Source organism: Deefgea rivuli DSM 18356, assembly GCF_000620145.1.
Taxonomy (GTDB): domain Bacteria; phylum Pseudomonadota; class Gammaproteobacteria; order Burkholderiales; family Chitinibacteraceae; genus Deefgea; species Deefgea rivuli.
In genome coordinates this window covers 1-13270 of the sequence record NZ_JHVM01000024.1, presented here as the reverse complement: position 1 = coordinate 13270, position 13270 = coordinate 1, and the positions used below count along the sequence as shown (strand labels likewise).

The 13270-nt window shown below is 52.8% G+C and carries 10 protein-coding genes, 2 pseudogenes and 2 other annotated features; of the genes and pseudogenes, 5 read left to right on the top strand and 7 right to left on the bottom strand.

All coding sequences use genetic code 11. The annotated features are described in order from the left end of the window. The 7 genes and pseudogenes from Q320_RS22015 to phnD all read right to left on the bottom strand — a co-directional run. Positions 1-732, bottom strand: a pseudogene (locus tag Q320_RS22015) (IS3 family transposase); the annotation flags it as partial. Beyond that, positions 341-457: a sequence feature (AL1L pseudoknot), on the bottom strand. Its footprint overlaps the pseudogene before it by 117 nt. A gap of 127 nt (positions 733-859) precedes the next feature. Further along, the gene (locus Q320_RS0109885; protein ID WP_027468864.1) at positions 860-2215 is read right to left on the bottom strand and encodes a PAN domain-containing protein; all 1356 of its coding nucleotides are present in this window, start codon (positions 2213-2215) and stop codon (positions 860-862) included. A gap of 155 nt (positions 2216-2370) precedes the next feature. Continuing rightward, positions 2371-3213 (bottom strand): phosphonoacetaldehyde hydrolase, encoded by an 843-nt coding sequence (gene phnX, locus Q320_RS0109880; protein ID WP_027468863.1) that lies wholly within the window; start codon positions 3211-3213, stop codon positions 2371-2373. Positions 3214-3226: 13 nt separating this feature from the next. Continuing rightward, on the bottom strand, positions 3227-4327 hold the full coding sequence (psrA, locus tag Q320_RS0109875; protein ID WP_027468862.1) for an iron-containing alcohol dehydrogenase PsrA: 1101 nt from the start codon (positions 4325-4327) through the stop codon (positions 3227-3229). A gap of 40 nt (positions 4328-4367) precedes the next feature. Then, the gene (phnE, locus tag Q320_RS0109870) at positions 4368-5171 is read right to left on the bottom strand and encodes a phosphonate ABC transporter, permease protein PhnE (protein WP_035853416.1); all 804 of its coding nucleotides are present in this window, start codon (positions 5169-5171) and stop codon (positions 4368-4370) included. Then, a complete protein-coding gene (phnC, locus tag Q320_RS0109865; RefSeq protein WP_027468860.1) occupies positions 5171-5974 on the bottom strand; it encodes a phosphonate ABC transporter ATP-binding protein in 804 nt (267 codons plus the stop codon). The genes phnE and phnC overlap by 1 nt, the downstream gene beginning before the upstream one ends. Next, positions 5971-6849, bottom strand: coding sequence for a phosphonate ABC transporter substrate-binding protein (gene phnD, locus Q320_RS0109860; protein WP_027468859.1), 879 nt, complete (start codon positions 6847-6849; stop codon positions 5971-5973). Before phnD ends, phnC begins: the two co-directional genes overlap by 4 nt. A 108-nt stretch (positions 6850-6957) precedes the next feature. Here phnD and Q320_RS0109855 point away from each other — a divergent pair, with 108 nt between their 5' ends. From Q320_RS0109855 to Q320_RS22010, 5 genes and pseudogenes are all read left to right on the top strand, one after another. Continuing rightward, positions 6958-7824, top strand: coding sequence for a LysR substrate-binding domain-containing protein (locus Q320_RS0109855; protein ID WP_027468858.1), 867 nt, complete (start codon positions 6958-6960; stop codon positions 7822-7824). Positions 7825-8200: 376 nt separating this feature from the next. Further along, positions 8201-9229 carry a LacI family DNA-binding transcriptional regulator gene (locus Q320_RS0109845; RefSeq protein WP_027468857.1) on the top strand — a complete coding sequence of 343 codons (1029 nt, stop codon included), beginning with the start codon at positions 8201-8203 and terminating at the stop codon, positions 9227-9229. A 55-nt stretch (positions 9230-9284) separates the two neighbouring features. Beyond that, positions 9285-10661 carry a sucrose-specific PTS transporter subunit IIBC gene (locus Q320_RS0109840; RefSeq protein WP_027468856.1) on the top strand — a complete coding sequence of 459 codons (1377 nt, stop codon included), beginning with the start codon at positions 9285-9287 and terminating at the stop codon, positions 10659-10661. Continuing rightward, complete coding sequence (locus tag Q320_RS19385) at positions 10658-12109, top strand: glycoside hydrolase family 32 protein (RefSeq protein WP_051534648.1); 1452 nt, start codon at positions 10658-10660, stop codon at positions 12107-12109. Before Q320_RS0109840 ends, Q320_RS19385 begins: the two co-directional genes overlap by 4 nt. 429 nt (positions 12110-12538) lie before the next feature. Beyond that, positions 12539-13270 (top strand): annotated as a pseudogene (locus Q320_RS22010) (IS3 family transposase); the annotation flags it as partial. Beyond that, positions 12814-12930, top strand: a sequence feature (AL1L pseudoknot). Its footprint overlaps the pseudogene before it by 117 nt.

Here is a 13270-nt window from a genome sequence, read left to right as displayed (position 1 = left end):
TAAAATCCGACACCCAGAGCTGATTCGGTCGTTCGGCGACAAATTGTCGGTTCACATGATCGCGTGGGCAAGCAACGGCCAGATCGGGGCGTGTCGTCCGTACTGCTTTACCACGCGATACGCCGCGCAAACCTAGGCTGCGCATCAAACGCTCCACGGTACACCGCGCCACAGTGTGTCCATCGCGCTTGAGTTGCCGCCATACTTTTACCGCACCGTACACCTGATGATTTAGTTGCCAGACGCGCGTAACTTCACCGCCCAGTTGCTCGTCACGAATGGCGCGTTGGCAACGCAATGCAGGATTGCGCTGTCGAGCGGCATAACGTCGATAGGCTGACGGGGCGACCTGTAACAGTTTGCAGATCGGCTCGACCCCGTGCTGCTCACGATGGGCATCGATGAATCCTCTTACGATTTCAAGCGGCGGTCGAGCTCCGCCTGTGCGAAATATGCGCTGGCCAAGCGCAGAATTTCGTTGGCTTTTTTAAGTTCGCGCACTTCGCGCTCCAACGCTTTGATTCGTTCGCTCTCTGCTGAGTTTTTGTTGGCCTGAACGGCATCGCCGCCTTGTCGACGGCACCATGTGCGCAGCGTTTCGGGCGTGCAGCCTATTTTGCTGGCAATTGAAACAAGGGTTGCCCACTCGGATGGATATTCGGCAAGGTGTTCAATGACCATGCGAACAGCGCGTTCGCGGACTTCGGGGGAAAAGTGAGTTGATTTCTTCATAGCGCCATTCTCTCAAGAATTGGAGCCTCCGCGAAACCCGGTGCGATTCAGTTTGCAGTGATTAATAGAGCGCTTGGTGTAGGAGCGCTCTATTAAGTAGCTTAAATCGATCTAACAACCTTGCAAATCAGTGTCCGCAACCCGCGTACTTAATGCCCGCCGTTGCGTTGGGTAAGTTTAAGAAGTCTAAAATATGGGGAGTAGTCCCATCGACTTGGCTCATAGAAATATTGCTTAAGTTACCTGTGCAATATGCAGTTTTACTTGGGTTAAGATAGTTATTATTCAGAATCAGTAGCGTATCTCTCTCCGCCGCAGTCTGGCCACCATGACCACTATTGATGCCGCCATGATCCGAGGTCACCACAATCAACCATTCTTCATTGGCATAACTAGGACGGGTCGTCAGCGCTGCTAAAATCTGCTGGATTTGTTGGTCTTCTGCGGCGATTTTGCTTTGATAATTAGCGTTGAATGGGTCATAGCTGGCGGCATGGATATCGACGTTATGCAGATAATAGAAAATCGCCGTCGGCGGATTCGCCATTCCCAGCCACTGCTTCACGACATCGGTCGCTGCTTTCGAGTTTTTAGCTTCGGTGCTGACGACATAATCAGTCTGCTTCGGCAACAGATTATGCGTTAGATTCGCCCAGTCAGCGACGACTGCAGTGGTTGCAGTTGGCCAAGCTTGCTTGATCAAATCAAACACGTGTGGCCTCAATAAAGGCAAGCCAATGTCATTCGATGTGACGCCGTGCTGGTCGGCCCAAAAACCTGTAAATACGGATGACCAACCTGGGCCACTAAAAGTCGATTGTGCACCGCCCGCTAAGACATTGTTATGAAACGCGCCACCTTGGATCAAGGCCGTCAATCCTGGCGTTGCCGCGCAACCTGTGCAATTAATCGCATCGCCGCGCAAACCATCAATGCCAATGATTAAAACATGTTTATTGCCAGGCACAGGATTAACAATGCCGTTGATAGGCGCGAATGAGTAATGATCATAAGGATTGCCGCTGTAATTGGTTTTTAAGCCGCCGATATCACGCGCCCGGCGATCGCTTAAATCACACGAACGGTTTTCTTTTGCATAATCAAAAGAACGACACCAACTATTACGTTCAGTGGAAAGGCAAGCATTGGCACAATCAGCAGTGCTGACGTTAGTTAAATGCTCGTTGTTGTAGCCTGAGATTGCAGCGTTGGCGGTAAATGTAAACGCGCGCAGCGGCTCTTTGATGCTGTAGTGATCATAAGGATTGCCCGCGTAATTGGTTTTGAGCCCGCCCACATCGGCTGCGCGCTTATTGCTTAAATCACACCCTTGCTGAGTCTTAAAATAATCGAATGAGACACACCAGCTGGCACGCGAAGTAGCAAGACAAGCGGCGGCACACATTTCTGGTGTGGATTGGTTTAAATGCTCGACATTCTGGCCTGAAATTGCGGCATTTTCCGTGTAATCAAACGATTCCAATGCGGTAGCATTGGCGCTTATTGGGGCAATGGTTGAAAGTAGAAAGGCAAAAAAAACGATTTCATGCTGAACTCCAGACTTAGATCGATTCAGAAACGAATTGGATCAGCCTTGCTAGCTTCAGATGCTTAGCGGCAAGGCTGAAAGGGCTGGTGTTATACCGTGCAGTAGCGCGGCGTTTCGCCTGCTTGAATACGGCGATCAATCGCACGTACTACATCGGGCAAATCGGCAATCGAGTCGATCACATAATGCGCGCCCGCGCCTTGCAATCGCTCGCAAGCATTGGCTTTTCTTTGGGAAATATCACCTGGCAATGCTTGTGCCAACTCAGCCAAAGAGTAGCCAACTTCATTACCTGATAGCGAAATGCCGACGCACCACATCCCTGCACGACGCCCTTCCTCAATACCGGGCAGGGTGTCATCGATTTTGATGCATTGATGCACATCATCAATGGCCAGCGCCAGCATATTCGCCAGCGCCATATAGGGGCCTGGGCGTCCGCCTGCTGGCAATTCGTCCCCTGCAATCACGCAATCGGGTGACACACCCGCAGCGGCGGCATCACGGACGAGCACATCAAGGACGACCCGTGGATAACCAGAACAAGAGCCGATTTTGATTCCAGATTGGCGCAACCAAGCCAACACATCCGGCGCGCCTTCAATTGGCGCTGAATGTTTCCCCACGTGCGCCAATTGCAGCGGCATAAAACGCTGATACATCGCATCAATATCTTCATCGCTGGAGGGCTTTCCGGTCGCGTCCTGCCATTGCTGCTGGATTTCTGGCTCAGCCAATAGCGCACTAATGTGCTGCCATTTGGATAAACCCATCGGGCCACGCGCTTGCGCCAAGCTAATTTCCACGCCGAACTGCGCGAATACTTCAACAAAAATTTGAGTTGGCGCGAGTGAGCCAAAATCCACTAAGGTGCCAGCCCAATCAAAAATTACCGCTTGGACTGCTGATTTGTTTTCTACGATTGCATTCATTATTTCATTCCTTTTATTGAGCATGCTGCGCACTGGGCGCGATAAAATTGCGGCCACGTGGCCCTTGTAAGGCTTGAAGTACTCGATGATCCCAATCCGCTTCCGCTAGGCCGTAATCGGCGGGATCGGTACTCACTTCCAGCGACTCAAGAAAATCATTTAAGCGTTGAACAGCACTGCTGCCGCTTGATGTGTCAAAAATACTGAGCAGCAAGGTATCGAGCTCAGCATCCACCCCCAGCGCCATTTCCATGACACGCGGTAAGCTAAACGAACATGCAATGCCATGCACCACGCCTTGGTGCAGCGTGATGTCATACGACAGCGAATGCGCCAACGCGGTTTTGGTATTGGAGAACGCCAAACCGGCTTGCAGTGCTGCCACTGCCATTCTTTCACGCAGTACCACATCATCGAGCTGGACTAAAAGTTGCGGTAAAACCGTGATAATTTCTTTCGCCGCCGTCACCGCCAGTGAAGCTGAAACTGGGTTGCGATGAATATTCCACAGCGATTCCAGCGCATGCGATAAAGCATCCAACCCACTGGCTAAGGTACTGCCGCGTGGTAAAGACACCATCAAATCGGCATCAATAATCGCCGCTTCTGGCCACGACCATGGCTGGTGCAAGGAATGCTTGCGGGCATGATGTTGATCCCAAATCGTCGCCCAAGGGGTTACTTCACTCCCCGTGCCTGCGGTGGTCGGGATGGCGATGAGTGACTTTGCTTTCCCGCACAATTGCACCTCAGCACCCGCCAATTGGCTGATTAACTCAGCAAACGTTTTGGATTGCGTTGGCGCCAGCATGGCTTTGGCGCAATCAATCACGCTACCTCCACCGAGGGCAATGATGCACTCAACATCAGGGTATGCAACCCAAAGCCTTTCATACATTGGCGCAAGCCAAGATACATCTGGATTCGGTTGTACATCGCTTTCTACCGCCACCAACTGATCACCGAGTAATTCTTGTAATCGTTGGCAAAGCCCGAGCGATGCGGCTTCAGGAAAAGTAATCAAGATTGCGCGGCGCGAGCCCAGCAAGGTCGGTAATTCATTGAGTGCGCCACGGCCAGCAAAAATATCGACCGGATTTTGGTAATGCCACATTGGATTTGATCCATTTCTTATTAAGTTTGCCATTGCTGGATTAACCGTTCTGAATGGCGCGGCGCAAACGCGACGACACGGCATCAGCGGCAATGACCATCACTGCAATCACGATGATGCAGGTCGCCGCTTCTGGATATTTAAAGAGCTTAAGGCTGCTTAACAATTCGAACCCCAGACCACCTGCGCCGACCATGCCCAGCACGGTGGCTGAACGCAGATTGACTTCAAAGCGATACAGAATGACTGCAATCCAAGCAGTAATCACTTGTGGCATCACGCCAAAAACGATGACTTGCAATGCACTCGCTCCGGTCGCTTCCAGTGCCTCGATTGGCCCTTGATCAATCTCCTCAATACTCTCAGCAAAAAACTTCCCCAACATGCCGATACCATGCAGCGCCAAGGCCAAGACGCCCGGAAATGGCCCCAATCCAACCGCAGAGACAAAAATCAAAGCCAAAATCAGCTCATTAATACTGCGGATCAAATTGAAAAGTTGGCGAGTGCCTTGGTACAGCACCCAAGGCATTTTGAGATTGCGTGCGGCCAAAAAAGACAAAGGCACGGCAAATAACACACCAAACAACGTTCCCCACACTGCGATCTGGATGGTCTCCATTGCTGGCGCGAATAAGCGCGGCAAAATATCTATATCCGGCGGAATCGTCCGCCCAATAAAGTCGGCAATTTGCGGCAAGCCCGACAATAGCTCGGCCCAACTGAGCTCTGCGCCTTTAGCACTCCACATCAACACCAAAATCGACACCAAAACGCCAAAACCCAGTACCAGCCATCCTGCTGGGGTTTGCGGTCGATTGACCAACCAGCGATATTGAGACATCACACAGCTCCTGCAGCAGTGGTACGGATGAGAGCGGGCGAAGGCACAAAACTCGGCGAAGTCGGCGTTGTCGCTTCTGGCTCGGGATAAATGCGTTTTAAATCGGCATCGCTTAGCGCACCATCACGGCTATCAAAGACGAGACGGCCATGCGCTAAACCGACGATGCGATCGCCAAATTCACGCGCGTATTCAACTTGGTGCAAATTGCACACCACGGTAATACCCAGCTCGTGTGTCACATCGCGCAAACACTGCAGCACTTTGCGCGCACTCTGCGGATCAAGACTGGCGACGGGTTCGTCGGCCAAGATGATTTGCGGGCATTGCGCCAATGCGCGCGCAATCCCCACGCGTTGCATTTGCCCACCCGAGAGCGAATCCGAGCGCGCATCCGCTTTTTCCGCCAAGCCGACTCGATTCAAACAGTCATGCGCCAACGCCACATCGTCACTGCGAAAGAGCTGCAGAATGGACGTCAGCGTCGACAGCGCACCCAGTCGACCCGTCAGTACGTTTTTCAATACGGATAGTCGTGGCACCAGATGATGGTGCTGAAAAATCATCGCCACTTGCCGCCGCAGCTGCTGCTTATTTTTCGCTTGGCGCGCATCCAGCCCAGCGACTTGCAACTCATCGGCATCCCCGGTAACGAGTTGATTCAAACAACGCAGGAAAGTCGACTTCCCTGCGCCCGATTGCCCAAGGATGACAACGAACTCACCCGCTGGCACGTCCAAATCTATCCCGCGCAATACCATATTGCTGCCGTAGGATTTTGTCAGTTGCCGAACTCGGATCATTTCATTTTCCTTAGATCCAGATCCAAGACTTTGGCTGCATCACGAACCGGATCGTAGGCCGCATCCGTGGTGGGTTGGAAACCATCGAGCATGCCTTGGTCGCCCCATGGCAAATCTTTGATTTCAGCAAATGCTTTTGAGAGTTTTGCTTTAAGCGCCGAGTCCAAATCTTTGCGCCAAACCATTGGTGATTCTGGAATCGCACGAGAACTCCAGACAACTTTAAAATCATCTTGCTTAATAAGACCCTTGCTAATTGCGGAAGCGAAAATTCGATCAGCTACCGCTGCCGCATCAACCTTATTGTTGGCAACGGCCAGAATGCTGGCATCGTGCGAACCCGAAAAAATAACGCGAGAAAATAATTTATCCGTGTCGTAACCGGCTTGCTGCAAACCTGCTTTAGGAAATAAATGCCCTGATGTCGAGCTTGGATCAACAAAAGCAAAAGTACGCCCTTTCAGTTGAGTGACCGTATCAATCCCTGCATCTTTGCGCGCGATAATGATGCTTTTGTAGGAGCTTGATTTGTTTTTCTTAGTGACGGCAACGGCGAAAGCTTCGGTATTGGCGACCGAATTGGCGAGCACATACGAAAATGGTCCTAAATAAGCAACATCCAATTTGCCCGAGCGCAGCGCTTCAATCACGCCGTTGTAATCGGTGGCCACAAATGGCTTGATGGTTAAGCCGGTTTTTTGCCGCAGGCTATCTAAAACTTGCTTGCTCGTTTCAATCATCGCCTGCGCATCTTCAGATGGAATCAGCCCAATATTCAACGTGGTTTTCGCTTCGGCGGCCATCGCATGGCTAGAAAACAAAACGGGTAGCAAAGCGACGCAAACAGAAGGGAGTAAATAAGAAAAACGTGTCATGGCAAACCTCGATGGAGAAAAGATGCTGCGAGATTAGCGATGTAATGTGACAGTCATCTACTCGGTTTAGTATGTCTTTTGACACCAAACCATAGAAGGAATCTATAGATGAGCAGCGCTCGGCTTCGCGCCTTTCTCGCCGTCGCAAGGCAAGGCAGCTTTAGCGCTGGCGCTCGAGCTCTTGGCTTGAGTCAACCTACGCTCACTGCCCAGGTTCAAGCCTTGGAGCAACAGCACAATGTGGAATTGTTTATTCGTCGTGGGCGGCGAATATCATTATCTGAAGTTGGATTAAAACTATTGCCGATTGCTCAGCAATTAACTGCATTAGAAACAGATGCATACAATCTATTGCATGACTCGGGGCGATTGGAGCGGGGGCATTTAAAATTAGGCGCAGTAGGCCCTTTTCATGTCATCGAAATGGTCGATGCATATCGGCAATGCCAACCTAGCATCGAAATATCCATTCGCATTGGAAATTCAGCTTCGGTGCTAGCCGACCTTGAAAATTACATAACCGATATTGCTGTATTAGCTGGTAGCCAAGATGATCCACGCTTTATGACTCATTGTTACGCACGTCATCCGGTGGTGCTATTTGCGCACATTAGCCATCCATTTTCGAAACGCACAAGCATTCAGCTTGATGAATTAAATCAGCAATCTTTACTGCGCAGAGAGAAAGGATCAACGACCAGAGATGCCTTAGATAAGGTACTCAAACAAGCAGGAATTCAGCTGCAGATGTCGATGGAAATCGGAAGTCGCGAAGCATTACGAGAGGCTGTTATTCGAGGCTTGGGAATTGGTGCGGTGTCTGAAGCTGAGTTTATTGCCCACCCAGACATACGAATGATCCGGATCGTTGGTAATCCAGTGAAGACAGAAACCTATGTGTATTGCCTAGCTGAACGCCGTCAAAGTTTGTTGATTGCATCTTTTTTTGAGCAGGCTTGCTCAGTAAAAAAATAAATTTATTCACTTCTACAATTGTCTAAAACTTATTCATCTAGGAGAATTGAATCGCTCCGAATTTTCTAGATGCAGCCAAGTCGTTCGTGGACTGCCCACCTCTGGTATGCAATTTCAAACCTCAGCCCAGAAATACTCACTAAGACCGAGCAGCCGTGGAGTACCGCAAAAATCTTGAAGGCCGCTACCTGTTGGTTAGCAGCTTTTAGTTTTTCAACTATTAGCATCCACAAATTTGGCTTGGACTAAACCGCTCGCGCGGTAGATTGGATCCGATTATCGCCAATCTCAGGGCTGTTGTACAAAATGATATTAACCCGCCGCTAGGGCTGCACCGCATTGACAATACGGTTAAGCGGCGGGTAGTCTTCACAACATGGAAACGTTACCACAAACAGCTAACAGCATTCGCGAAGTGGCGGCCCTGGCGCAAACCTCGGTGTCCACGGTTTCACGGGTGCTTAACCAGTCAGGCTATGTGAAGGCCGAAGTACGCGAGCGTATCGAGCGCGTCATTGCGGCGACCGGCTTTGTCCCCAGCGCCGTGGCCAAGGGCTTGCAGCGCCAGCAGTCTTCGCTGGTGGGGGTGGTGATTCCACGTATCGATTCTTACACGATCAGCGCCATGGTGGCCGGCATCTCCACCGTACTGGAAGCCGCCGGCTACAGCCTGCTGCTGGCCCATACCGATAACCAGGTGGAGCGGGAACTGAAAGCCCTGCAGCTCTTTAAAGAGCAGCGCGTCAATGGCGTGCTACTGCTGGCTGCGGAGCTGGGCGAACAACACCGCCAGGCTTTTTCTCTGCTGAAACTGCCACTGGTGGTACTGGGCCAGGATACATACGGCTTAGGCATCAGCTGCGTAGTGCAAGACGAATGTGCCGCCGCTGCCGCCCTGACACAGGCACTGCTGGAGCGCGGTCATCATCGCATCGGCTTTATCGGGGTGGATGCCTGCGATATTCAGGTGGGTGGCGAGCGCAAACGCGGTTATCAAACGGCCCTGTCTGCAGCCGGCATTTCGGCGGACAGCACACTGATGACAGCAGGTGGCTTTGATTTTGCCAGTGCCGCACTAGCCATTGATCAGCTGATGGCACTGCCCCAGCCACCCACGGCTATTTTGGCCGCCACCGACAGACTGGCCATTGGCGCAATCAGCCGGCTGGCAGAAATGGGCTTACGCGTACCGGACGATATCTCGGTTGCGGGCATGGGCGATATTGATATTGCAGCCATGATGCAGCCCCGGCTTTCTACCGTACATTACGATTACCAGGCCAGCGGCAGCCGGGCGGCACAACTGCTGCTGGCAAAGCTAAAGCAAGAAACCACGGCCACCAGTAAGACCTTGATGCCGTTTACCATCAAGATACGCGATAGCACACGGCAGTTGGCCCTTTAAAGAGACGGGCCTTTTTAAAAAGCAAATGTGGTAACGTTACCATACGGAGAAGACTATGAATTACCAGCAAATTGCAGTCGATATCCTGCCCCTGATCGGTGGCAAGGACAATATGGTCAGCATTGCCCACTGTGCCACGCGTCTGCGTCTGGTACTAAAAGATCTGGCGCTGGTTAACAAACCCGCACTGGAAGCACTGGACAGTGTAAAAGGCTGCTTTACAACTGGGGGCCAGTTCCAGATCGTACTGGGCCAGGGCGTGGTTAACCACGTTTGCGAAGCGCTGATTGCCATCACCGGCCTGAGCGAGGCGACCAACCAGGAAAGCAAAACTCTGGCAGCGGCACGCTTGGGGCTGCCACAGCGCATGGCGCAAATGCTATCCAATATCTTTGTCCCCATTATTCCGGTGATTGTGGCTTGCGGCCTTTTGATGGGCGTGATCGGCACGGCCAGAACGCTGGGCCTGGCGGCGGATACGCCGTGGTTGCAGATCCTGGATATATTCTCTAATACCGCCTTTGTGTTTCTGCCGATTCTGATTGCCATTTCTGCTGCCCGCGAATTTAATACCAACCCGTTTCTGGCCGCGGCACTGGGCGGCATTATGATTCACCCTGCGCTGCAAAATGCCTGGACCGTGGGCGGGGGCATTCATGAATACTGGACTTTATTTGGCCTGCATATTGCCAAGGTGGGTTACCAGGGCACGGTGCTGCCGGTTTTACTGGCGGTATGGATGCAAAGCCATATCGAACGTCGGCTGCGCCGTGTGGTGCCCAATAGTCTGGACTTAATCCTGACGCCTTTTCTGACGCTGATGCTTAGCGCGCTGGCGGCCCTGCTGCTGATTGGCCCGTTCGGACGCATGCTGGGCGATGGCATCTCTTTCAGCCTGATGATGGTTTACCAGCATGGCGGCGTCTTTGCCGGGATGCTGTTTGGCGGCGCGTACTCCTTGGTGGTGATCACCGGGGTTCATCACAGTTTTCATGCTATCGAAGCGGGTCTGTTGAGTAATCCCTCTATCGGCAAGAATTTTCTGCTGCCTATCTGGTCCATGGCTAATGTGGCACAGGGCGGCGCGGCGCTGGCTGTGTTCTTCCGTACGAACGACGCCAAGATTAAACAAATTGCCCTGCCCGCAGCACTCTCCTGCCTGCTGGGAATTACCGAGGCGGCCATCTTTGGTGTAAACCTGCGCTTTATCCGCCCCTTTGTGGCGGCGGCACTGGGCGGGGCATTGGGCGGAGCCTGGATCGTCTTTAACCAAGTGTTTATGACCGCTATTGGCGTGACGGGCCTGCCAGGCATTGCTCTGGTGCCGGGGGCTGGCATGCTGAACTATATCATTGGCCTGATCATTGCCTTTGGTAGCGCCTTTGTCGCCAGCTGGCTGTTTGGCTTGAAACAACAGGAAGCCAAGGCATGAGTAAAGAAGCCATTGCAGCCGCTCACTGGCGACCGGCTTTTCACCTGTCGCCACCGCAAGGACTGATGAACGACCCGAATGGATTAATCTACTTTGCCGGCCGCTACCATGTGTTTTTTCAATGGAATCCTCATGCCTGCGCCCATGGAGCCAAAAGTTGGGGCCATGCCAGCAGTCTTAACCTGGTGGACTGGACTCTGCATCCGCCAGCGCTGGAGCCGGATGACTGGTATGACAGCCATGGCTGTTATTCCGGTTCTGCTCTGGAGATAGATGGCCGATTATGGCTAATTTACACCGGCAATGTACGCGACGGCCAGGAGCGAAAAAGCTATCAGTGCCTGGCCGTTTCCGACGATGGCATCCACTTTACCAAACAGGGCCTTGTCCTGCCTCATCCGCCAGAGGGCTATACCACTCATTTTCGCGACCCCAAGCTATGGCAAAGCGAGGATGGCTTTCATATGGTGCTGGGCGCCCAGCGGAGCAACGGCACTGGAACGGTACTGCATTTTTATAGCCAGACACTAGAAAACTGGACGCTGCGCGGCGAGCTATTAACCGGCAATCAATATGGCTATATGTGCGAATGCCCTGACCTGTTTACAATGCAAAACCAGCAGATCATGCTGTTCTGCCCGCAGGGGCAAGAAGGTGACAACTGGCTCTGGCCCAATGCCAATGCAAGCTGCTACTGCAGCATGGATCAGGATAAGAGTGGTTTTGCCCCCCCCCAAACGCTGGATTACGGCCCGGACTTCTACGCGGGGCAAACCATGCAGGGCCCGAATGGCGAGCGCATGATGTGGGGCTGGATGGGGCGGCCGGAACAGTCGGACACCCCCAGCGCCGCAGCAGGCTGGACCCACTGCCTGAGCGTACCCCGTGTGCTGGATTGGCAAGATGGGCAACTCAGCCAACAGCCTCATCCGGCGCTGCAAGCGCTGCGCGGCAACAGTCTGCAGCTGACCGGCCAGGCGATCCACGGCGAATGGCAACATCCCGGTCTGCACGGAGACTGCTGCGAACTGGATATCACACTAAGCACCACCGATAACAGCGCTTGTCACATCATGCTGCGCCAGGGTCGTCACTGCCACACTCGGCTGAGCTGGTTTCCTGCCGAGGGTGTACTGGAACTGGACACCCGCCTGAGCGGTGCCGGCGACGGCCGTATCAGCCGTGCTCCGCTCCCCTCTTCCACCCAAATGCGCCTGCACCTGCTGCTGGACCGCAGCACGCTGGAGATCTTTGCCAATGACGGCAAAGTAGTTCTGTCTGCCTGCCTTTTCCCGGACGGAGGCGCCAACGGCATCAGCCTGTTGACCGAAGGCAGCACCTGCATCGAGCAGCTCTCTTTCTGGCCTATTAAGGCGATGAATGTACAAGAGGCCCCGGCGGCATCACTATTGGCAATGGGGGATGCTTCTGCCGACACACAGGCTTGATGGTGAGGCACAGCATGTAAGGCAAACATGCCACCCTGCGCAGGATCAGACCACAAGGGTGCGGAAGGCTGTTCCGCACCAAACAACAAACGGAGCCCAAGAGCTCCCTGACGCAGAAAACGCAGAAAACGCAGAAAAAATATCCAGAGGAATATCAAACCGCCAGCAAGAAAGACATTGAAAACGGGGAGCTCATACGCTTTTCGTCCCTAAATACCCATCTAAGTCTGGTCTAGAAGGCTTGGCAAAAAGAAACGCAACACCAACTAAAATCATAAAACAGCCGACCACTAAAGAAGCGTACGAGCCAGTATCTATAAGCTCATAAATGCCTTTGTAAATACTAAACGCCCCTCCAAGACAGACTGAGATGCCAAAGTGAATCGTACCGGGTTTCGCGGAGGCTCCAATTCTTGAGAGAATGGCGCTATGAAGAAATCAACTCACTTTTCCCCCGAAGTCCGCGAACGCGCTGTTCGCATGGTCATTGAACACCTTGCCGAATATCCATCCGAGTGGGCAACCCTTGTTTCAATTGCCAGCAAAATAGGCTGCACGCCCGAAACGCTGCGCACATGGTGCCGTCGACAAGGCGGCGATGCCGTTCAGGCCAACAAAAACTCAGCAGAGAGCGAACGAATCAAAGCGTTGGAGCGCGAAGTGCGCGAACTTAAAAAAGCCAACGAAATTCTGCGCTTGGCCAGCGCATATTTCGCACAGGCGGAGCTCGACCGCCGCTTGAAATCGTAAGAGGATTCATCGATGCCCATCGTGAGCAGCACGGGGTCGAGCCGATCTGCAAACTGTTACAGGTCGCCCCGTCAGCCTATCGACGTTATGCCGCTCGACAGCGCAATCCTGCATTGCGTTGCCAACGCGCCATTCGTGACGAGCAACTGGGCGGTGAAGTTACGCGCGTCTGGCAACTAAATCATCAGGTGTACGGTGCGGTAAAAGTATGGCGGCAACTCAAGCGCGATGGACACACTGTGGCGCGGTGTACCGTGGAGCGTTTGATGCGCAGCCTAGGTTTGCGCGGCGTATCGCGTGGTAAAGCAGTACGGACGACACGCCCCGATCTGGCCGTTGCTTGCCCACGCGATCATGTGAACCGACAATTTGTCGCCGAACGACCGAATCAGCTCTGGGTGTCGGATTTTA

Excerpts from the sequence above, each read along its gene's own strand:
- phnX (WP_027468863.1), bottom strand. The coding sequence starts at position 3,213 with ATGAATGCAATCGTAGAAAACAAATCAGCAGTCCAAGCGGTAATTTTT.
- psrA (WP_027468862.1), bottom strand. The coding sequence starts at position 4,327 with ATGTGGCATTACCAAAATCCGGTCGATATTTTTGCTGGCCGTGGCGCA.
- phnE (WP_035853416.1), bottom strand. The coding sequence starts at position 5,171 with ATGTCTCAATATCGCTGGTTGGTCAATCGACCGCAAACCCCAGCAGGA.
- phnC (WP_027468860.1), bottom strand. The coding sequence starts at position 5,974 with ATGATCCGAGTTCGGCAACTGACAAAATCCTACGGCAGCAATATGGTA.
- phnD (WP_027468859.1), bottom strand. The coding sequence starts at position 6,849 with ATGACACGTTTTTCTTATTTACTCCCTTCTGTTTGCGTCGCTTTGCTA.
- Q320_RS0109855 (WP_027468858.1), top strand. The coding sequence starts at position 6,958 with ATGAGCAGCGCTCGGCTTCGCGCCTTTCTCGCCGTCGCAAGGCAAGGC.
- Q320_RS0109845 (WP_027468857.1), top strand. The coding sequence starts at position 8,201 with ATGGAAACGTTACCACAAACAGCTAACAGCATTCGCGAAGTGGCGGCC.
- Q320_RS0109840 (WP_027468856.1), top strand. The coding sequence starts at position 9,285 with ATGAATTACCAGCAAATTGCAGTCGATATCCTGCCCCTGATCGGTGGC.
- Q320_RS19385 (WP_051534648.1), top strand. The coding sequence starts at position 10,658 with ATGAGTAAAGAAGCCATTGCAGCCGCTCACTGGCGACCGGCTTTTCAC.